Raw genomic sequence first — 18,286 nt, 5'->3', positions numbered from 1 at the left:
GCGGTTATGCTGACGAAACAGACGCCGCTCGGCATCTATGAAAAAGCGCTCCCCGGAGGGGAGTGCTGGCGGGAAAGACTGCTGCTGGCGAATACGCTTGGCTTTGATTTCGTGGAAATGTCGGTGGATGAAACCGACGCGCGGCTGGCCCGTCTCGACTGGAGCCGCGAGCAGCGTTTAGCGCTGATCGCCGCCATAGCGGAAACCGGCGTACGGGTGCCGTCGATGTGTCTTAGCGCGCACCGCCGTTTCCCACTCGGCAGTGAAGACGACGATGTTCGCCGCCAGGGGCTGGAGATCATGCGTAAAGCCATCCAGTTTGCTCAGGATATTGGCATTCGCGTTATCCAACTGGCGGGCTATGACGTGTACTACCAGCAGGCGAACGACGAGACGCGCCGCCGCTTCCGCGACGGGCTGAAAGAGAGCGTTGAAATGGCGAGCCGCGCGCAGGTGACGCTGGCGATGGAGATCATGGATTATCCATTGATGAACTCCATCAGCAAGGCGCTGGGCTATGCGCATTATCTTAATAACCCGTGGTTTCAACTCTACCCGGATATCGGCAACCTGTCGGCCTGGGATAACGATGTGCAGATGGAGCTGCAGGCCGGTATAGGGCACATTGTGGCCGTGCACGTGAAGGACACGAAACCCGGCGTCTTCAAGAACGTGCCGTTTGGCGAAGGGGTTGTCGATTTTGAACGTTGTTTCAGTACGCTGCGGGAGAGCGGCTATTGCGGGCCGTATCTGATTGAGATGTGGAGCGAAACGGCGGCCGATCCGATTGCCGAAGTAGCGAAAGCGCGCGACTGGGTCAAAGTGCGGATGGCCCGCGCTGGGCTGGTGGAGGCGGCATGATGCAAACGTTGAAACAGCAGGTCTTTGAGGCAAATATGGATTTGCCGCGCTATGGGCTGGTGACCTTCACCTGGGGCAACGTCAGCGCTATCGATCGTCAGCGTGGTCTTGTCGTGATTAAGCCCAGCGGCGTGGCGTATGAGACGATGTGCGTGGATGACATGGTCGTGGTCGACCTTGAGGGCATCGTTGTGGAAGGGGCGTTCCGGCCTTCCTCTGATACCGCAACGCATCTGGCGCTGTATCGTCGCTTCCCATCGCTTGGCGGTATTGTGCATACTCACTCGACTCACGCTACGGCCTGGGCCCAGGCCGGTCTGGCAATCCCGGCACTCGGGACCACCCACGCTGATTATTTCTTTGGCGATATTCCTTGCACCCGCGGGCTGAGTGAAGCTGAAGTGCAGGGCGATTATGAAGGCAATACCGGCAAGGTGATCATCGAAACATTGGGTGACGGCGAGCCCATGCATACGCCGGGCGTGGTGGTATACCAACACGGCCCGTTTGCCTGGGGTAAAGATGCACACGACGCGGTACACAATGCGGTGGTGATGGAAGAAGTGGCGAGAATGGCGTGGATCGCGCGCGGGATTAACCCCGGCTTACAGCCTATCGATGCTTATCTGATGAATAAACACTTCATGCGCAAACACGGCCCTGACGCCTACTATGGGCAGTAATAGGCGACGATACGTGTATCATACAGTGCTCCGGGATTTGTACGCCTTCGGGATGTTACTGGTCTGATTCCGGAGCCTTTTTGATACTTCGCCCCCGGGCGGAGGCGAAGCGTTGGGAACGGGGCTAGCGGTACAGCGCTGCGCTGGCGTGGATTAACCCGCCGCTGCCCGGCTCATGCACCAGGATAGGCTGGAAGAATTTTGCCCCCTGGGCGTCGCTCTCCTGACTGAGCGCCTGGTCGGCCTCTTGCTCAGTGGCGATATTGTGGTTGATATAGATAACCCCCAGGCTGTGGACATCGTCCATGTTACGCGCCTGATGGCTATCGATCTTAATGGCGGCCTGTGCGCTAACGCTAACCAGTAGCATCGCGATGGCGGCAAAAATGATATTTTTCATACGCAACTCCTGACTCACGGTCCTGATGGGGTAATCGGCTCTCCTGTGTCTATGGGGGGCTTCTGATTAAAGTGTAACCACTCTTTCGCAGAGGTATCATGACCATTTCTGATGCTGTCGTTCAAAAAAATGCATCATCCGCTACTGTTCAATTTTAAATCACTAACTTAGGTGTGCTTCACGCTTTGTGCGAATTTTTGCGCAATTAACTTGAGTTTCTGGGGGGGCGCAAGTATTATGACGCGTCAATTTTTCAGCCGCCCTTTAACACGTTCCTTGCCTCCATGGGCCGCGGCTGACCCAGACAGGAGGCTGAATAATCCGTAAGGAGCAATTCGATGCGTCATTACGAAATCGTTTTTATGGTCCATCCTGACCAGAGCGAACAGGTTCCGGGCATGATCGAGCGTTACTCTGCTGCCATCACTGGTGCAGAAGGCAAGATCCACCGTCTGGAAGACTGGGGCCGCCGTCAGCTGGCTTATCCGATCAACAAACTGCACAAAGCTCACTACGTTCTGCTGAACGTTGAAGCGCCGCAGGAAGTTATCGATGAGCTGGAAACTACTTTCCGCTTCAACGATGCCGTTATCCGCAGCATGGTTATGCGTACTAAACACGCTGTTACTGAAGCATCTCCGATGGTTAAAGCGAAAGACGAGCGTCGTGAACGTCGCGATGATTTCGCTAACGAAACCGCAGATGATGCTGAAGCTGGGGATTCTGAAGAGTAATTTCTGATGACCAACCGTCTGGTGTTGTCCGGCACCGTGTGCAGGATGCCCCTTCGAAAGGTCAGTCCATCAGGAATTCCTCATTGCCAGTTCGTGCTTGAGCATCGTTCTGTGCAGGAGGAAGCCGGGTTTCACCGGCAGGCGTGGTGCCAAATGCCTGTAATAATCAGCGGGCAGGAAAACCAGGCCATTACTCACAGTATAACGGTCGGTAGCGCAGTCACCGTGCAGGGCTTTATCTGTTGCCACAAAGCAAAGAATGGCCTGAGCAAAATGGTACTGCATGCCGAGCAGATTGAATTGATAGATTCTGGAGACTAGCCATATGGCACGTTATTTCCGTCGTCGCAAGTTCTGCCGTTTCACCGCGGAAGGCGTTCAAGAGATCGACTATAAAGATATCGCTACGCTGAAAAACTACATCACCGAAAGCGGTAAGATTGTCCCAAGCCGTATCACCGGTACCCGTGCAAAATATCAGCGTCAGCTGGCTCGCGCTATCAAACGCGCTCGCTACCTGTCCCTGCTGCCGTACACTGATCGTCATCAGTAATCGGTCACGGTCCATTAATACGACTTTGAGAGGATAAGGTAATGCAAGTTATTCTGCTTGATAAAGTAGCAAACCTGGGTAGCCTGGGTGATCAGGTTAACGTTAAAGCGGGCTACGCTCGTAACTTCCTGGTCCCGCAGGGTAAAGCTGTTCCTGCTACCAAGAAAAACGTTGAATTCTTCGAAGCACGCCGCGCTGAACTGGAAGCTAAACTGGCTGACGTTCTGACCGCTGCTAACGCACGTGCTGAAGCAATCAACGCACTGGAATCCGTAACCATCGCGTCTAAAGCTGGCGACGAAGGTAAACTGTTCGGTTCCATCGGTACTCGCGACATCGCTGACGCTGTTACTGCAGCAGGCGTTAAAGTTGCTAAGAGCGAAGTTCGTCTGCCGAACGGCGTTCTGCGTACCACTGGTGAGCACGAAGTGGACTTCCAGGTTCACAGCGAAGTGTTCGCTAAAGTTATCATCAACGTTGTTGCTGAGTAATCTGCAACCCACGTTTTGATAACAACAAATCGCCGGCCTCGTGCCGGCGTTTTGCTTTTTTGGCCCACCGCTTTTCAACTGGCTATCTTTCATCCTTTTGGCGATAATCTAAAAATTAAAACAATATTTTAATTTTTGGTGAAAGAATGGAAACTCTCCGCCAGCATCCGCTATTTTCCCGCAAGAACATCGTTTATCTCTGTGCCGCATTCTGCTGTCTGCTGTGGGGGAGCGCCTATCCTGCCATCAAGAGCGGGTATGAGCTGTTCCAGATCGCCGCCGACGACATCCCGACCAAAATCGTTTTTGCCGGCTACCGCTTCCTCTTCGCCGGCATGCTGCTGTTGCTGCTGGCCATGGCACAGCGCAAACCGATTGCCCGATTAACCCCGCGGCAGTTTGGCCAACTGACGTTGCTGGGTTTGACGCAGACTTCGCTACAGTACATCTTTTTCTACATTGGCCTCGCCTTCACCACCGGGGTGAAAGGCTCGATCATGAACGCCACCGGCACTTTCTTCAGCGTGCTGCTGGCGCACTTTATCTACCAGAACGATAAGCTCAGCTATAACAAGACGCTCGGCTGTATTCTCGGCTTTGCCGGGGTGATGGTGGTGAATTTTAATAGCGGCCTGCTGGATTTCAGCTTTAGCCTGTTGGGCGACGGTTCGGTGGTGCTGGCGGCGTTTATTCTGTCGGCGGCGTCGCTGTACGGTAAACGTATTTCGCAGACGGTCGATCCAACGGTGATGACCGGCTACCAGTTGGCGATCGGCGGCCTGGCGCTGGTGGTAGGGGGGTATCTGAGCGGCGGTACGCTGACCTTCCACGGTCTCCCATCGGTGGCGATTCTTGGTTATCTGACGCTGCTTTCATCGGTTGCGTTTGCGCTGTGGAGTATTCTGCTCAAGTACAACCGGGTGGGGATGATTGCACCGTTTAACTTCCTGATCCCGGTGTCGGGCTCCGTGCTGTCGGCGATTTTTCTGGGCGAAAACATTCTGGAATGGAAATACGCGATCGCGCTGGTGCTGGTCTGTTCCGGGATTTGGTGGGTGAATAAGGTTAAGCGGTAATGCCTGATGGCGCTGCGCTTATCAGGCCTGCGTTCACGGTTTTGGTAGGCCGGATAAGGCAAAGCCGCCATCCGGCTCTCTACATGATTAACGTGCGCGAATAAAGCTACCGTCCTGCTGACGGGTAAACAGCACCTGCCCGTTGTCGGATTCGATGGTCAGCCCGGTGACCACGCCGTTGGCGTTCTTACGAATCTGCACTTTCTGGCCATTTTTCAAGTTACTCAACGGCTTGCCCGCGCCTTCAACCTGCGCCATCGCGTAGACATCGGTCGGCGGCAGATTATTGTCACGGAACAGCTGCGCCAGCGTTTTGCCGGCCTCTACCTGATAGGTGCGCCATTCGTTGCCGCTGCTGCGGCTTTCCTGGTACGGCTGGGTGCGCGGCGCAGGAGCCTGTTCGCTCGGCTGCTCATCCTGAATCGGCTCTGGCGCGACCGGTGCGACCTGGTCCGGATCGCTCGACGGCGTAATCAGCTGGGCATGCAGCGGCTGCGCATCCGGCTGCGGCTGCGATTGTGACTGGAAGTCCAGCTGCGCACTACGGCTGACCGGTGCGACCGGCGTGTCGTCAGCGGAAGGCAACAAGAAGCCCACAATGACGGCCAGAGCAGCGATAATCACGCCACGACGGTGCGCGAGCGGCAGCGGATCCAGGATGCGAAGGTTGTCCGGCGCATGCCAGATTTTCTCCAGCAAAGGTTTTAATTCAAATCTCCCGGGCATGGCTTTCCTCCTGCTCCGTGTCATTGCTATCCATTATAGATAACTGCCTGATGAACGTGGCAAAGCGTATGTTCATCATATCCTATGGGCTTAGCGTATTGTTTCTTTTTCCCGGCAATTTGTCATCTTTCCTGACACAAAGTTTTACCCTGTGCGGCGCGGCTGCTATGCTGCCCGCTACTTTATACCCGAAGAAAGGAAAGACGATGGCCACCCCGACTTTTGACACCATTGAAGCACAGGCAAGCTACGGCATTGGCCTGCAGGTAGGACAGCAGCTGAGCGAGTCCGGTTTGCAGGGTTTACTGCCGGAAGCGCTGGTTGCCGGTATCGCCGATGCGCTGGAAGGCAAACAGCCGGCAGTGCCGGTTGACGTTGTTCATCGCGCGCTGCGTGAAATTCATGAACGTGCTGACGCGGTGCGTCGCGAGCGTTTTGCCGCAATGGCGGAAGATGGCGTGAAATACCTGGAAGAAAACCGTGAGAAAGAAGGCGTGAACAGCACCGAATCCGGCCTGCAGTTCCGCGTACTGACTCAGGGTGAAGGCCCGATCCCGGCGCGTACCGACCACGTTCGCGTACACTACACCGGTAAACTGATCGATGGCACCGTGTTTGATAGCTCCGTCGCGCGCGGCGAACCGGCTGAGTTCCCGGTTAACGGCGTTATCGCAGGCTGGATCGAAGCGCTGACCCTGATGCCGGTTGGCTCGAAGTGGGAACTGACTATCCCTCACAGCCTGGCCTACGGCGAGCGCGGCGCGGGTGCCTCCATTCCGCCGTTCAGCACCCTGGTCTTCGAGGTTGAGCTGCTGGAAATCCTGTAAGCCCTGCCTTTGTCCTCTCTCCATTGGGGGAGAGGGCACAAAATTCTTAAGTTTGATATATCCTGGGATTTTATCTTGCAAATGGCGCTGTTGCGTGTATTTTTGTGAGCTGTTTCCCATTGGTGAGGTGATATAACACTCACTTTAAACATATAATTAACATTATATTTAAATCATAGTATTCATCCCTCCGATTCTTACCTAATATCGAGACATCCTATAGATGGGATCGTCTTGCATGACGACATAAAGGGCCAGTAGAGCCCGCACAACACAGACAGAAACAACAGGAAGAAAATCACATGGTTGATCAGATAAAAGTCGCTACTGCCGCAGAGCAGGAGCCGGCTGAACAGTCGCTACGGCGCAACCTTACTAACCGGCATATTCAGCTGATTGCCATCGGCGGGGCCATCGGCACCGGGCTGTTTATGGGCTCCGGAAAAACAATCAGTCTCGCGGGGCCGTCGATCATTTTCGTTTATATGATCATCGGCTTTATGCTGTTCTTCGTGATGCGCGCAATGGGCGAGCTGCTGCTGTCCAATCTGGAATATAAGTCGTTCAGCGATTTTGCCGCCGATCTGCTCGGTCCGTGGGCAGGCTACTTTACCGGCTGGACCTACTGGTTCTGCTGGGTGGTGACCGGCATGGCGGACGTGGTGGCGATCACCGCCTACGCCCAATTCTGGTTCCCCGGGCTCTCCGACTGGGTCGCCTCGCTGGCAGTCGTGCTGCTGTTGCTGGGCCTCAACCTCGCTACCGTGAAGATGTTTGGCGAGATGGAGTTCTGGTTTGCGATGATTAAAATCGTCGCTATTGTGGCGCTGATTGTCGTTGGCCTGGTGATGGTGATGATGCACTTCAAATCGCCGACCGGCGTCGAAGCGTCGTTCGCCCACCTGTGGAACGACGGCGGCTGGTTCCCGAAAGGTATCAGCGGTTTCTTTGCCGGCTTCCAGATAGCGGTGTTTGCCTTCGTGGGTATTGAGCTGGTGGGGACCACCGCCGCAGAAACCAAAGATCCGGAAAAATCGCTGCCGCGCGCGATTAACTCCATTCCGATTCGTATCATCATGTTCTACGTCTTCGCGCTGATCGTCATTATGTCGGTGACGCCGTGGAGCTCCGTGGTGCCGGATAAGAGCCCGTTCGTTGAGCTGTTCATGCTAGTCGGTCTGCCGGCGGCGGCGAGCATCATCAACTTTGTCGTGCTGACCTCCGCCACTTCATCTGCCAACAGCGGCGTGTTCTCAACCAGCCGTATGCTGTTCGGCCTGGCGCAGGATGGCGTGGCGCCGAGCCTGTTTGCCAAGCTGTCTAAACGTGCGGTACCGGCGAAAGGGCTGACCTTCTCCTGTATCTGTCTGTTGGGCGGCGTCGTTATGCTGATGGTGAACCCTAGCGTCATTGCGGCCTTCACCATGATCACCACCGTATCGGCGATTCTGTTTATGTTCGTCTGGACGATTATCCTGTGCTCTTACCTGGTGTACCGTAAACAGCGCCCGCATCTGCACGAATCCTCAAAGTACAAAATGCCGCTGGGCAAAGTGATGTGCTGGGTGTGCATGGCGTTCTTCGCCTTCGTACTGGTGCTGCTGACGCTGGAAGCGGATACCCGCGAAGCGCTGATGGTAACGCCGATTTGGTTTATCGTGCTGGGCCTGGGCTGGATGTTCCTGCGTAAGAACAAGCTGGCTAAGTAATCAAATTCCCCCCTAACCCTCTACCCAACGAGGTGAGGGGAAACGACACAAAGCGCCCATCGTGGCGCTTTCTTTATTTTTGAGCCCCGCCTCGTAGCCCCACTTTTCGCAACGTGCTAACGTCCCCGCCACAAACGGATAGCGTATGGAGATGAAATGCGTCAGAGAACGATTGTCTGCCCGGTGATTCAAAACGAGGGCGAATACCTGCTGTGTAAAATGGCCGATGACCGCGGCGTTTTTCCCGGCCAGTGGGCGATTTCCGGCGGCGGGATGGAGCCGGGCGAAACCATGGAAGAGGCGCTGAGACGCGAAATTGGTGAAGAGCTGGGCGAAGCGCTGGAGATTACCGAGGTGAAGCCATGGACCTTCCGCGATGACGTGCGGGTAAAAACCTACGCCGACGGAACGACCGAACAGATCTATATGATTTATCTTATCTTTGACTGCGTGAGCGCCAACCGGGATATCACTTTCAATGAAGAATTTCAGGCGATCGCCTGGGTGAAACCCGAAGCGCTGGCCGACATGGACCTGAACGTGGCGACGCGGGAAACCTTCCGCCAGAAAGGGCTGCTGTAATAGAAAACGCCTCCCGCAAGGAGAGGCGCTGAGTCATCTTATTCGCCTTTGAGCGCGCGTGGGAACAGCACGTTGTTTTCGAGGCTGATGTGCTCCATCAGATCGTCGATCATTTCGTTAATGCCGTTATACATTGCTTTCCAGGTGGTGCAGGCTTCCGGCGGAATGGTGACGTTATTGGTGGTGTGCTTAATCACTTCCAGCAGTTCGCCCGCTTCGTCATGTTCGCTTTCCATCACGCTGATAGGCCCCATTGCTTGGCTGCCCATGCCCTGCTTAATCATCGGGAACAGGATCTGCTCTTCTTTCATCATATGGCTGGACAGTTCCTGGTGCAGCATGGTCAGGTATTTTGCCAGGCCTTTAGGCACGTTCGGTTTGTCGGCGTGAACGCGTTCCACTTTGGTCGCTTGTAAAATCAGCTCCGGCAGCTGTTCACGGTGTCTGTCGTGGTAGCGCGGGATGATGTAATCGATGATTTCGGCAAGGGATGCGGTGCGCCAGTCTTTCTCAACCGGCTGCTCGGCCAGTTTTGCCAGTTCGGCTTCAATCACGTCGACGTCCAGTTCCTTGCGGGCGGCTGCGCGAGCCAGCGTCTGCTTACCGCCGCAGCAGTAATCCATATCATATTTACGGAACAGCGCGGATGCGCGCGGGATGGAGAGCGCCAGCTCGCCTAAAGGTTGGTCGCGAAAGGCCATAGCAGTTACCTCGTCATCAATAATATAAGATGTATTTTAAATGCATCTTTACGACAAGGATATACCCCTTTATGGGGAGCGGATATAGGTGATGGCCGTCACAAAAAATTATTGTGCCTTTAACGTGCTGAATCTTATTGATAATCATGCTGGTAGGACCTGAATCGATTAAATAACCCCGCTGGGCTGCCGATAGTGAGACTTCAGACCACCTGCACAAAAAGGCAAATGATGTTTAAACGAATAAAAGTGATTACCGTACTGATTGTCGTGCTGGTCGCGCTGGGCGCGATGCAGCTGATATCAGCGGGCGTATTTGTACGCGCGCTGAATAACGACAAGCAGAACTTTACCGTCTCGCAGCTCTCCAGCCAGAACGTGGCCGAGTTTACCGATGCGTGGATTAGCCTTAACCAGGCGCGTGTGACCCTGAACCGTGGCATGCTGCGCCTGCAGGGGACGATGGCAAGTAGCGTCAACGGCGGGGAGCTGAAAACGCTGGTGGATACGGCGAACAACCTGTTGGCAGAGGCTAAACGCCACTACGACAAATATTACGCACTGCCGGAAACGCCGGGGTTGAATAGCCATCTCTCGGACAGCCTTGAGAAGCAATACGGCATCTACTCCGCGACGCTGGCGCGCATGAACGAACTGCTGGCAGAGGGCAAGCTGGAAGAGATGTTCAAGCAAAACGCCGAACAGAAACAGCAGGCCATGCAGGCGGTGTACCAGGAGTGGCGTGCGGCACAGGCATCGTTGACCAACGCTGGCATCCAACAGAACGAAAGCGACTATGTGCGTATTATGTGGACCCTGGGCGCCATTATGCTGCTGGTTGTGGTGGTCATCGTGATGAGCTGGGTCGCGATGCAACGCGTGCTGCTCAAGCCGCTGCATAAGGTGATGGCGCATATCCGCCATATTGCCGAAGGCGATCTGACCAACAACATCAATACCGAAGGCAGTAACGAAATGGCGCTGCTGGCACGTAACGTCAACGACATGCAGCAGTCGTTGGCGAATACGGTGGGCGTGGTGCGTGAAGGCGCCGACACCATCTATACCGGCGCGGGTGAAATTTCCGCAGGCAGCAACGATCTTTCTTCGCGGACCGAGCAGCAGGCGGCATCGCTGGAAGAGACGGCGGCCAGCATGGAGCAGCTCACCGCGACGGTGAAACAAAACGCCGACAACGCGCGTCAGGCGACGCAGCTGGCGCAGAATGCCTCCGAGACCGCGCAGAAGGGCGGTAACGTGGTCGACGGCGTGGTGCGAACGATGGATGAAATCGCTGCCAGTTCCAGCAAAATCGCACAAATTACCAACGTGATCGATGGCATTGCCTTCCAGACCAACATTCTGGCGCTGAACGCGGCGGTGGAAGCCGCCCGCGCCGGTGAACAGGGTCGTGGTTTTGCGGTGGTGGCAGGCGAAGTCCGCACGCTGGCGCAGCGCAGCGCCCAGGCGGCAAAAGAAATTAAGGGATTGATTGATGACTCGGGCAACCGCGTCAACGCCGGCTCCGCGCTGGTGCACGAGGCCGGAGAGACGATGGCTGAGATCGTGAATGCGGTAACCCGCGTGAGCGATATTATGGGCGAAATTGCCTCCGCTTCCGATGAGCAGAGCCGTGGCATCGATCAGGTCGGCCAGGCGGTCGCCGAGATGGATCGCGTGACTCAGCAAAACGCCTCGCTGGTGGAAGAGTCTGCCAGCGCCGCCGCCGCACTGGAAGAACAGGCCGCGCGTCTGAATCAAACCGTGGCGGTGTTTAAAATCAGCCGCCAGCAGACGATGCAGAAAACACCGGTGAAAAGAACGTCCGCACCAGCGGCTAAATCGGCGCCGCTGACCGAAGCAAACTGGGAAACGTTCTAAGGCCCAGCATCAAAGACCGGCATGAGTGCCGGTCCTTGATTGCCGGATGGCGGCGTAAACGCCTTATCGGGCCTATATTAATCGTGCAGGCCCGATAGGCAAGCGCCATCAGGCATCACCTGAAATCGGCACCACCGCCGGTTTCTGCGGTTTTGACCGAACCGCGATGACGACCCCAATCACCAATAACGTTATTCCACTCAGCGTTAATATCGGCGGCATCTCCTGGCGCAGCAGGAAGGTGTAAAGCAGCCCCGCCAGCGTTTCAAAAACAATCAGCGGCCCGAGGATCACCGTCGGCAGCCGCTGACTCGCTACGTTCCAGCATAGCGCGCCCACCCATGAACAGAGTACGGCGATGGCGATCATCAGGCCGATAAATACCGTCGGACGCGGACCGAAAGGCAGCGCGAAATCGGGCGTCTGGGCGTGCAGCCACAGGCAGGCCGCAACGTAGCCGAACAGCGAAACCGGTAGCGTCACCAGCGCCTGTGCGGTGGCCCACATAAGCGGCGGCTGATGCGGATTTTCCCGCAGCCAGCGGGCGTTACGCAGCGCATACCACGCCCAGCACACCACCGACACCGTCGCCAGCGCAATGCCTGAGCCATAGCGCCATCCGCTAAAGTCCGGCAGGCCCTGACGCAGCTCGGCCACGTTGACGCACAGCAGTCCGCTCGCAATCAGCACCAGCGCAGGCATCAGGCGTAGCCAGGACAGCTTGCCGTCGCGCTGGCTATACAGCAGGTTGGCGAAAACGGGGATCACTACCGGCAGGGTAGCAATAATCATTGTGGAAACGGGCGCGCCGGTCCGCTGAATCGCGCTGGCGAGACACACATAATAGATAAGGTTGCCAACCAGGGTGAGCGCCAGCGCCGTCCACCAATCCTGGCGCGTGAGCTGGCGTAAACGGGCGCGGCCGAGCCAGGCCAACGGCAGGGCAATCAGCCCGAGCGCCAGATAGCGCCCCATCGACTGCAAGACAGCCGGATAATCCGGCACGATAAGCGGTCCGACAAAAATCAGTCCCCACATTAAACCGGCTAACAGGGCGTACAGCACACCGCTAATCATCATCACATCCTGATATGTTAAACATGCGCAAAGTGTAGGAGGTGAAGCGCGCGGCGTATTGTATGAGATTGCTGATTAGCGACGGATCACTTGTTTTTGGTAACGCACCGGGGTTATGCCGTAGCGCTGGGTGAAGGCGCGGGTCAGATGCGACTGATCGGTGAGCCCGGTCGCGGCGGCAACGGCGGCGGCGGGCATGCCGTGGGTGAGAAATTCTTTTGCTCGCCACAGGCGCACCGCCATCAGCATCTGGTGCGGCGTAACGTGAAAATGGGCTTTAAACTGACGCTGGAAGTGCCACGGACTGAGCGCCGCGACGCCCGCTAATTCATCAAGGGTAATGGGATGCATGTAGTTGTCGTAAAGATAATCGCGTACGCGGGCAAAGCGATGGACGGCTTCTGTTCGCACAGGGGCGTGGCAGGCGAGCGGTCGGAAGGTGTCGATCATCTCCAGCAGCAGGCCTTTCTGTGCCAGCGGATCGTCGGTATGCCACAGGGCGTGGATTTGGCGGCCAATCAGCAAAGAACGCTGCGGATCGTGGCGGGTGGCATCGGCAAACCACCAATGGCGGATACCGGTCACTTCCTCAAGCAGATCGGGCTGCAGATAAATCATCCGATAGCGCCATCCGTCGGCGGTTTCCGCCTCGCCGGTATGCAGCTCGTCGGGGTTCATGGTCACCACTGAATGAACGGGGGCGATGTGCTGGCTGCCGCGGTAGCGGAAACGCTCGGCCCCGGCCTCAATGACGCCAATGCCGAACGCTTCGTGAGTGTGGGGTTCAAAGGCATAGCGCGAAATATGCGCATGGTACAGCTCGACGCCCGGCACCTGCGCCAGGTGGCGAAAGCGCGCGCTGTCTTTCTCGTCGCTGAACTGTTCCGGTACACCTTGCACGTTAAACTCCCCCTGGGCCTTCTTTTTATTATCCGAGATGACCCGTGGGGGCGCTACCCTCTTTAACGATTATTTAACGCTTACAGAAGGTCTTTGACGCTGTCGGCAAGCGAGGTGGTCGGGCGACCAATCAGCGTGCTCAGGGTATGGCTGTCGTCAAACAGACCGCCTTTGGCGGCGCCGATATCTGAGTCAGCCAGCATATCCGCCAGCCCGGCAGGCAGGCCTACGCTCTTCAGCGCCGCGGCGAAATCGGCCTGGCCCAGGTTCTGGTAAACCACGTTTTTGCCACTCTGTTTGGTCAGTTCGGCGGCCAGCTCGCTGAGCGTCCAGCCGTTATCGCCCGCAAGTTCATACACTTTTCCTGCGTGGCCGTCTTCCGTCATCACGCGTGCGGCGGCGGCGGCGTAGTCTGCGCGGGTCGCAGAGGCAATTTTGCCTTCACCGGCTGCGCCGATAAACACGCCATGCTCCAGGGCTGCCGGCGCGCTGGCCAGATAGTTTTCGGTATACCAGCCGTTACGCAGCAGGGCATAAGGGATACCGGAATCGGCCAGCATTTTTTCGGTTTCAATGTGTTCGACGGCGAGGCCTAGCGGTGAAGTGTCGGCATGCAGCAGGCTGGTGTAGGCAATGAATTTAACGCCCGCCGCCTTTGCCGCCTTGATGATATTACGGTGCTGCGGCGCACGCTGGCCGACTTCGCTGGAGGAGATAATCAGCAGCTTCTCGACGCCCTGTAGCGCCTGCGTTAGCGCGGTTTCGTCGCCGTAGTCGGCCTGGCGTACGCTAACCCCCTGCTGGCTCAGCGCGGCGGCTTTCGCCGGGTTACGAACAACGGCAACCAATTGTGCGGCGGCGGTGGTGTTAAGCAGGTTGGCAATCACGTGTTGGCCCAGCTGGCCGGTGGCTCCGGTAATGGCGATCATGGGTATTCTCCTTCGTGTTCATCGGGTGTTGTGGTAAGCTAACACCGTAACTAACTTTTAGTAAGTACGTACAAAAAGGTAAGTATGAAAGAAAGTAATGCGACCCTGACGCAAAAGATGCGCGATGGCGATCTGTTCTCGGCCAACTGCCCGTCGCGGGAGGTGCTCAAGCACGTGACCAGCCGCTGGGGCGTGCTGATTCTGGTGGCGCTGCGTGAGGGTACGCACCGCTTTAGCGATCTGCGCCGGAAAATGGGCGGCGTCAGCGAAAAAATGCTCGCCCAGTCGCTTCAGGCTCTGGAGCAGGACGGCTTTATCAACCGCATGTCTTACCCGGTGGTGCCGCCGCACGTAGAGTATAGCCTGACACCGCTCGGCGAAGCGGTCAGTGAGAAGGTGGCGGCGCTGGCGGATTGGATTGAGGTGAATTTGCCGCAGGTGATGGCGCAGCAGATCCCGGCGTGAGCGTCCTGTCCCGGTGAGGTTTTTGCCGGATGGCGGCAGCGCCTTATCCGGCCTGAAGAGTAGGCCGGGCAAGGCGTAGCCGTCACCCGGTACGGTTTTTACTTGCTCAAATCCAGCTGATAAATAGCAAAGCCAATATCATCGGTGGCGACCTGCTTCATCGGATACTGCGCTTTCTCTTTAATAAACGCCGCCGCTTTTTCTGACGGTGAGGTCTCAAAGCGAATATCCAGCTGGCTGTCGCTGTGGATAGGCGCCAGTCGCCAGTTGTTGTCCGCGGCCGGATGGATTGCGCCCGCTTTCTTCGATTCTGCGCTAATCCAGGCGGCCAGCACCGAACGGTTCTCATCCGGTGAGGCAAAAGCGATATGGCTATCGCCGGTGCCCGCGAACTTACCGCCGTAGGCGCGATAGTTGTTGGTCGCGACGAGGAACATGGCGTTCGGGTCGATCGGCTTACCGTTGAAGGTCAGATGCTTAATACGCTCGGACTGCGGGTTAATGCTCTGGCATTCGCCGTCGTAGCGGGCCGGTTGGGTCACATCAACCTGATAGTTCACGCCGTCGATAACGTCGAAGTTATAGGTGCGGAAACCGTCCCAGTTAATCAGCGACTGCGGCTTGCTGCTGTGCGGGTCAATCTGATTGAACTGCCCGGCGGAGCACTCCAGCCACTCTTTCACCTCTTTGCCGCTGGCTTTAACCACTACCAGAGTGTTGGGGTAGAGGTAAAGATCGGCAGCGTTGCGGAAGGTCAGTTGACCTTTTTCCACTTCAACATAGCTGGCCGGATCGTTCTTACGACCGCCCGCTTTGAACGGGGCAGCGGCAGACAGCACCGGCAGCTTCGCCAGGTCCGGGTCGCCCTGAATATAGTGCTCAACGTAGGCTTTTTGCGCCATGTTGACGACCTGTACGGTCGGATCGTCCTGCACCAGTGAGAGGAAACTGTACATGTTGTCGGATGATTTACCGATAGGCTTGCTGACGAACTCGCGGGTGGCGTCGTGGTCGGCCTTCAGCGCCTGCACCAACGTGTTATCTTCTGCTGCCAGTGATTTCTTGGTCGCGGCATCGTAAATCGGGCGCGCCTGTGCCTGGGCGGAGGTGACCTGCCATTTCCCACTGTCGTTATTCAGCACCAGATCGACAACGCCGAGGTGGTCGCCCCACATGCCGGGCATCACCGCAGGAATGCCGTTGAGGGTGCCTTTGGCGATATCCGCGCCTTTGATGTCGGCAAAGTCTTTACTTGGGAACACGGCGTGGGCATGGCCGAACATGATGGCGTCAACGCCTGGCACCTGGCTTAAGTAATATACCGAGTTTTCCGCCATCGCCTGGTACGGATCGGCAGAGAGGCCGGAGTGGGCAATCACCACGACGACGTCCGCGCCGTTCGCGCGCATCTCTGGTACATAGTGGCGTGCAGTTTCAGTGATATCGTTGACCGTCACTTTACCGCTGAGGTTAGCCTTATCCCAGGTCATGATCTGTGGCGGAACAAAGCCGATATAGCCGATTTTCAGCGGATGCTTGTTGCCGTCTTTATCGGTCACTTCCGTCTCTTTGATCAGGTACGGTGTGAACATCGGCTTTTGGGTCTTAACGTCGATAATATTGGCGTTAATATAAGGGAACTTCGCGCCAGCCAGCGCTTTGTGCAGGTAATCCAGACCGTAGTTGAATTCATGGTTACCGAGGTTACCCACGGTATAGTCGAGCAGGTTCATCGCCTTGTATACCGGGTGGGTATCACCCTGTTTCAGCCCTTTCGCAGCCGCATAGTCGCCCATCGGGCTGCCCTGAATGACGTCACCGTTATCCACCAGTACGCTATTTTTCACCTCGCTGCGGGCGGCATTGATCAGGCTCGCCGTGCGCACCAGGCCGAACTTCTCGGTCGCGGTATCTTTGTAGTAATCAAAATCCATCATATTGCTATGAAGATCGGTGGTTTCCATAATGCGGAGGTCCACCGTGGCGGCATTGACGCTGGCAGCGATCAGCGTGGCCAGAAGCGTTGCGCTAAACTTGATCATCAGAGGCATCCTTTTTATCGATCTAAGACACAGATTTAAATGTATTTGTTTTCTGTTGCTTATGAGGATGTGAATCATGCCAGAAAATCAGGATGGGAAATCGGCAGCGGTTCACAGTTATCCGGACCAATGATGGGAATAGCGAATTGCGCGGCAATACGATATAAATAAAACAATAAGTTAACACCACTGTAATTTTAACGAGGTGGAAAATGTTAGAACAAGTCTGTCAACTTGCGCGCGACGCGGGTGATGCCATCATGGATGTGTACGATGGCAAGCAGCCGTTAGACGTCGCCAGCAAGAAAGATGACTCACCGGTGACTGCGGCCGATATCGCCGCACACCACGTGATTGTTAAAGGCCTGAAGGCGATGACGCCGGACGTGCCGATCCTCTCAGAAGAAGATCCGCCGGGCTGGGATGTCCGCCAGCACTGGCAGCGCTATTGGCTGGTTGACCCGCTGGACGGCACTAAAGAGTTCATTAAGCGCAACGGTGAATTTACCGTTAACATCGCGCTGATTGAGAACGGCAAAGCGGTGATGGGCGTCGTGTTCGCACCGGTGCTGAAGGTCATGTATAGCGCGGCCAACGGCAAAGCGTGGAAAGAAGAATGCGGCGTGCGCAAGCCGATTCAGGTTCGCGATGCAAACCCGCCGAAGGTGGTTGTGAGCCGCTCTCACTATGCGAATGATGATGAACTCAAAGAGTATCTGCAGCAGCTTGGCGAGCATGATACGGCTGCGATTGGTTCGTCGCTGAAGTTCTGTCTGGTGGCGGAAGGCGAAGCGCAGCTTTATCCGCGCTTCGGGCCGACCAATATCTGGGACACCGCAGCAGGGCACGCGGTCGCGGTCGCCGCCGGCGCGCACGTGAACGACTGGCAGGGTAAAACGCTGGATTACACCCCGCGCGAGTCGTTCCTCAACCCCGGTTTCCGCGTCTCGATTTTTTAATTCAGCAGCTTATGCAGCAGGGCAATCACCTGCTGCACTTCTGCGGCCGTCAGCGCGCCGTCTTTTGCCCACTGTACTCGGCCATCTTTATCCAGCACGGCGATGGCCGAACTGCCTTCATCCAGCTGCCAGGCTTTCCGCACCACGCCGTCGCTATCGACGATAAACTGTGACCATGGGAACAGCTTTTTATTACTTTCGATGCTGCTGCGGACAAACATTGATGAGCCGGGAATGGCATCGTCAGTATTCACAATTGTGGTGGTCTGGTAGCGGTCATGCGGCAGGTTGGCCGCTTTAATCGCCTCAATCAGCGACGCATTTTTCTCTTTTGCGGAGGAACGTCCGGCAATATGTTGCACTACCCGCACTTTGCCAGGCAGCTGCGCGCTATTCCAGCTTTTATAGCTAAACTTATCATTATCGAGAATGAGTTCCCCGCGATCGGCCACGCCGACAGGCGCAACACGTTGTCCGTTTGTGAAATTATGTGCGGCAGCCATTAACGGCATTAACAGGCATGAAACCGCCAGTAGCGTACGTAGAGTCATGGTTTTTCCTTTTTTTATGCAGGTGATCCGACCACTTGGCCGATAGTTTTAATCATAAGTGCGATTGATGAAGTTTTCCCGCAAAGACGGTGCCAGTTTGTGGAGGAACGCACACAATCTTATGAAAATGAAGCCTTAT

21 protein-coding genes are annotated in these 18,286 nt (G+C 56.1%); 13 read left to right on the top strand and 8 right to left on the bottom strand.

Going from position 1 to position 18,286, the window contains the following annotated elements; genetic code table 11:
• Nucleotides 1-6 precede the first annotated feature (6 nt).
• Complete coding sequence (locus H7R76_RS21165; RefSeq protein ID WP_182966400.1) at nucleotides 7-861, top strand: L-ribulose-5-phosphate 3-epimerase; 855 nt, start codon at nucleotides 7-9, stop codon at nucleotides 859-861.
• Entirely contained in the window at nucleotides 861-1,544 is a 684-nt protein-coding gene (locus H7R76_RS21160) for an L-ribulose-5-phosphate 4-epimerase (protein ID WP_182930677.1), read from the top strand. The genes H7R76_RS21165 and H7R76_RS21160 overlap by 1 nt, the downstream gene beginning before the upstream one ends.
• A gap of 124 nt (nucleotides 1,545-1,668) precedes the next feature.
• Here the strand turns inward: H7R76_RS21160 and H7R76_RS21155 are convergent, their stop codons facing one another.
• Nucleotides 1,669-1,944 carry a YdgH/BhsA/McbA family protein gene (locus H7R76_RS21155; RefSeq protein ID WP_106927495.1) on the bottom strand — a complete coding sequence of 92 codons (276 nt, stop codon included), beginning with the start codon at nucleotides 1,942-1,944 and terminating at the stop codon, nucleotides 1,669-1,671.
• A 338-nt stretch (nucleotides 1,945-2,282) separates the two neighbouring features.
• Between H7R76_RS21155 and rpsF the strand changes: the two genes are divergently transcribed.
• The 5 genes from rpsF (at nucleotide 2,283) to H7R76_RS21130 (ending at nucleotide 4,798) form a co-directional block, all read left to right on the top strand.
• The gene (rpsF, locus tag H7R76_RS21150; RefSeq protein WP_042321529.1) at nucleotides 2,283-2,678 is read left to right on the top strand and encodes a 30S ribosomal protein S6; all 396 of its coding nucleotides are present in this window, start codon (nucleotides 2,283-2,285) and stop codon (nucleotides 2,676-2,678) included.
• 6 nt (nucleotides 2,679-2,684) lie between these two features.
• Nucleotides 2,685-2,999, top strand: a complete 315-nt coding sequence (gene priB, locus H7R76_RS21145; protein WP_064546888.1) for a primosomal replication protein N — start codon at nucleotides 2,685-2,687, stop codon at nucleotides 2,997-2,999.
• 4 nt (nucleotides 3,000-3,003) lie between these two features.
• On the top strand, nucleotides 3,004-3,231 hold the full coding sequence (gene rpsR / locus H7R76_RS21140) for a 30S ribosomal protein S18 (protein ID WP_000135199.1): 228 nt from the start codon (nucleotides 3,004-3,006) through the stop codon (nucleotides 3,229-3,231).
• Between the two features lie 41 nt (nucleotides 3,232-3,272).
• Complete coding sequence (rplI, locus tag H7R76_RS21135) at nucleotides 3,273-3,722, top strand: 50S ribosomal protein L9 (RefSeq protein WP_106927499.1); 450 nt, start codon at nucleotides 3,273-3,275, stop codon at nucleotides 3,720-3,722.
• A 146-nt stretch (nucleotides 3,723-3,868) separates the two neighbouring features.
• On the top strand, nucleotides 3,869-4,798 hold the full coding sequence (locus H7R76_RS21130; RefSeq protein WP_182966398.1) for a DMT family transporter: 930 nt from the start codon (nucleotides 3,869-3,871) through the stop codon (nucleotides 4,796-4,798).
• Nucleotides 4,799-4,885: 87 nt separating this feature from the next.
• On the opposite strand, the gene H7R76_RS21125 is transcribed toward H7R76_RS21130, so the two are convergent.
• Nucleotides 4,886-5,524, bottom strand: coding sequence for an OapA family protein (locus tag H7R76_RS21125; protein ID WP_106927503.1), 639 nt, complete (start codon nucleotides 5,522-5,524; stop codon nucleotides 4,886-4,888).
• Nucleotides 5,525-5,730: 206 nt separating this feature from the next.
• Between H7R76_RS21125 and bamJ the strand changes: the two genes are divergently transcribed.
• The 3 genes from bamJ to nudI all read left to right on the top strand — a co-directional run bounded on the left by bamJ (nucleotide 5,731) and on the right by nudI (nucleotide 8,642).
• Nucleotides 5,731-6,351: a BamJ family beta-barrel-assembly machinery protein gene (gene bamJ, locus H7R76_RS21120; protein ID WP_181358011.1), complete on the top strand. Its 621-nt coding sequence runs from the start codon at nucleotides 5,731-5,733 to the stop codon at nucleotides 6,349-6,351.
• A 302-nt stretch (nucleotides 6,352-6,653) separates the two neighbouring features.
• Complete coding sequence (gene cycA, locus H7R76_RS21115; RefSeq protein ID WP_106927507.1) at nucleotides 6,654-8,060, top strand: D-serine/D-alanine/glycine transporter; 1,407 nt, start codon at nucleotides 6,654-6,656, stop codon at nucleotides 8,058-8,060.
• A gap of 156 nt (nucleotides 8,061-8,216) precedes the next feature.
• Nucleotides 8,217-8,642 carry a nucleoside triphosphatase NudI gene (nudI, locus tag H7R76_RS21110; RefSeq protein WP_106927509.1) on the top strand — a complete coding sequence of 142 codons (426 nt, stop codon included), beginning with the start codon at nucleotides 8,217-8,219 and terminating at the stop codon, nucleotides 8,640-8,642.
• Between the two features lie 38 nt (nucleotides 8,643-8,680).
• On the opposite strand, the gene ytfE is transcribed toward nudI, so the two are convergent.
• Nucleotides 8,681-9,343, bottom strand: a complete 663-nt coding sequence (gene ytfE, locus H7R76_RS21105) for an iron-sulfur cluster repair protein YtfE (protein WP_106927511.1) — start codon at nucleotides 9,341-9,343, stop codon at nucleotides 8,681-8,683.
• A 231-nt stretch (nucleotides 9,344-9,574) separates the two neighbouring features.
• On the opposite strand from ytfE, the gene H7R76_RS21100 reads away from it, so the two are divergent.
• Nucleotides 9,575-11,224, top strand: a complete 1,650-nt coding sequence (locus tag H7R76_RS21100; protein ID WP_182968053.1) for a methyl-accepting chemotaxis protein — start codon at nucleotides 9,575-9,577, stop codon at nucleotides 11,222-11,224.
• A 108-nt stretch (nucleotides 11,225-11,332) separates the two neighbouring features.
• Here the strand turns inward: H7R76_RS21100 and H7R76_RS21095 are convergent, their stop codons facing one another.
• The 3 genes from H7R76_RS21095 to H7R76_RS21085 all read right to left on the bottom strand — a co-directional run bounded on the left by H7R76_RS21095 (nucleotide 11,333) and on the right by H7R76_RS21085 (nucleotide 14,130).
• A complete protein-coding gene (locus H7R76_RS21095; protein WP_182968051.1) occupies nucleotides 11,333-12,301 on the bottom strand; it encodes a DMT family transporter in 969 nt (322 codons plus the stop codon).
• 75 nt (nucleotides 12,302-12,376) lie between these two features.
• A complete protein-coding gene (locus H7R76_RS21090) occupies nucleotides 12,377-13,201 on the bottom strand; it encodes an AraC family transcriptional regulator (protein ID WP_182929589.1) in 825 nt (274 codons plus the stop codon).
• 80 nt (nucleotides 13,202-13,281) lie between these two features.
• Complete coding sequence (locus H7R76_RS21085; RefSeq protein WP_182966396.1) at nucleotides 13,282-14,130, bottom strand: SDR family oxidoreductase; 849 nt, start codon at nucleotides 14,128-14,130, stop codon at nucleotides 13,282-13,284.
• Nucleotides 14,131-14,214: 84 nt separating this feature from the next.
• On the opposite strand from H7R76_RS21085, the gene H7R76_RS21080 reads away from it, so the two are divergent.
• Nucleotides 14,215-14,595 carry a winged helix-turn-helix transcriptional regulator gene (locus H7R76_RS21080; RefSeq protein ID WP_106927521.1) on the top strand — a complete coding sequence of 127 codons (381 nt, stop codon included), beginning with the start codon at nucleotides 14,215-14,217 and terminating at the stop codon, nucleotides 14,593-14,595.
• A gap of 98 nt (nucleotides 14,596-14,693) precedes the next feature.
• On the opposite strand, the gene H7R76_RS21075 is transcribed toward H7R76_RS21080, so the two are convergent.
• Nucleotides 14,694-16,637 carry a bifunctional 2',3'-cyclic-nucleotide 2'-phosphodiesterase/3'-nucleotidase gene (locus H7R76_RS21075; RefSeq protein ID WP_106927523.1) on the bottom strand — a complete coding sequence of 648 codons (1,944 nt, stop codon included), beginning with the start codon at nucleotides 16,635-16,637 and terminating at the stop codon, nucleotides 14,694-14,696.
• A 212-nt stretch (nucleotides 16,638-16,849) separates the two neighbouring features.
• Between H7R76_RS21075 and cysQ the strand changes: the two genes are divergently transcribed.
• Nucleotides 16,850-17,596 carry a 3'(2'),5'-bisphosphate nucleotidase CysQ gene (gene cysQ / locus H7R76_RS21070; protein WP_106927525.1) on the top strand — a complete coding sequence of 249 codons (747 nt, stop codon included), beginning with the start codon at nucleotides 16,850-16,852 and terminating at the stop codon, nucleotides 17,594-17,596.
• On the opposite strand, the gene H7R76_RS21065 is transcribed toward cysQ, so the two are convergent.
• The gene (locus H7R76_RS21065) at nucleotides 17,593-18,147 is read right to left on the bottom strand and encodes a YtfJ family protein (protein WP_106927527.1); all 555 of its coding nucleotides are present in this window, start codon (nucleotides 18,145-18,147) and stop codon (nucleotides 17,593-17,595) included. The genes cysQ and H7R76_RS21065 overlap by 4 nt on opposite strands.
• Nucleotides 18,148-18,286 lie beyond the last annotated feature (139 nt).

The organism is Klebsiella sp. WP8-S18-ESBL-06 (assembly GCF_014169755.1).
In the GTDB taxonomy this organism is placed as follows: Bacteria; Pseudomonadota; Gammaproteobacteria; order Enterobacterales; family Enterobacteriaceae; genus Kluyvera; species Kluyvera ascorbata_B.
The sequence above is the reverse complement of the archived record's forward strand: the minus strand, read 5'-3'. Positions and strand labels throughout refer to the sequence as shown.

Bases quoted from the DNA above. Each gene is read 5' to 3' on its own strand.
- H7R76_RS21165 (WP_182966400.1), top strand. From the start codon at position 7: ATGCTGACGAAACAGACGCCGCTCGGCATCTATGAAAAAGCGCTCCCC.
- H7R76_RS21160 (WP_182930677.1), top strand. From the start codon at position 861: ATGCAAACGTTGAAACAGCAGGTCTTTGAGGCAAATATGGATTTGCCG.
- H7R76_RS21155 (WP_106927495.1), bottom strand. From the start codon at position 1,944: ATGAAAAATATCATTTTTGCCGCCATCGCGATGCTACTGGTTAGCGTT.
- rpsF (WP_042321529.1), top strand. From the start codon at position 2,283: ATGCGTCATTACGAAATCGTTTTTATGGTCCATCCTGACCAGAGCGAA.
- priB (WP_064546888.1), top strand. From the start codon at position 2,685: ATGACCAACCGTCTGGTGTTGTCCGGCACCGTGTGCAGGATGCCCCTT.
- rpsR (WP_000135199.1), top strand. From the start codon at position 3,004: ATGGCACGTTATTTCCGTCGTCGCAAGTTCTGCCGTTTCACCGCGGAA.
- rplI (WP_106927499.1), top strand. From the start codon at position 3,273: ATGCAAGTTATTCTGCTTGATAAAGTAGCAAACCTGGGTAGCCTGGGT.
- H7R76_RS21130 (WP_182966398.1), top strand. From the start codon at position 3,869: ATGGAAACTCTCCGCCAGCATCCGCTATTTTCCCGCAAGAACATCGTT.
- H7R76_RS21125 (WP_106927503.1), bottom strand. From the start codon at position 5,524: ATGCCCGGGAGATTTGAATTAAAACCTTTGCTGGAGAAAATCTGGCAT.
- bamJ (WP_181358011.1), top strand. From the start codon at position 5,731: ATGGCCACCCCGACTTTTGACACCATTGAAGCACAGGCAAGCTACGGC.
- cycA (WP_106927507.1), top strand. From the start codon at position 6,654: ATGGTTGATCAGATAAAAGTCGCTACTGCCGCAGAGCAGGAGCCGGCT.
- nudI (WP_106927509.1), top strand. From the start codon at position 8,217: ATGCGTCAGAGAACGATTGTCTGCCCGGTGATTCAAAACGAGGGCGAA.
- ytfE (WP_106927511.1), bottom strand. From the start codon at position 9,343: ATGGCCTTTCGCGACCAACCTTTAGGCGAGCTGGCGCTCTCCATCCCG.
- H7R76_RS21100 (WP_182968053.1), top strand. From the start codon at position 9,575: ATGTTTAAACGAATAAAAGTGATTACCGTACTGATTGTCGTGCTGGTC.
- H7R76_RS21095 (WP_182968051.1), bottom strand. From the start codon at position 12,301: ATGATTAGCGGTGTGCTGTACGCCCTGTTAGCCGGTTTAATGTGGGGA.
- H7R76_RS21085 (WP_182966396.1), bottom strand. From the start codon at position 14,130: ATGATCGCCATTACCGGAGCCACCGGCCAGCTGGGCCAACACGTGATT.
- H7R76_RS21080 (WP_106927521.1), top strand. From the start codon at position 14,215: ATGAAAGAAAGTAATGCGACCCTGACGCAAAAGATGCGCGATGGCGAT.
- H7R76_RS21075 (WP_106927523.1), bottom strand. From the start codon at position 16,637: ATGATCAAGTTTAGCGCAACGCTTCTGGCCACGCTGATCGCTGCCAGC.
- cysQ (WP_106927525.1), top strand. From the start codon at position 16,850: ATGTTAGAACAAGTCTGTCAACTTGCGCGCGACGCGGGTGATGCCATC.
- H7R76_RS21065 (WP_106927527.1), bottom strand. From the start codon at position 18,147: ATGACTCTACGTACGCTACTGGCGGTTTCATGCCTGTTAATGCCGTTA.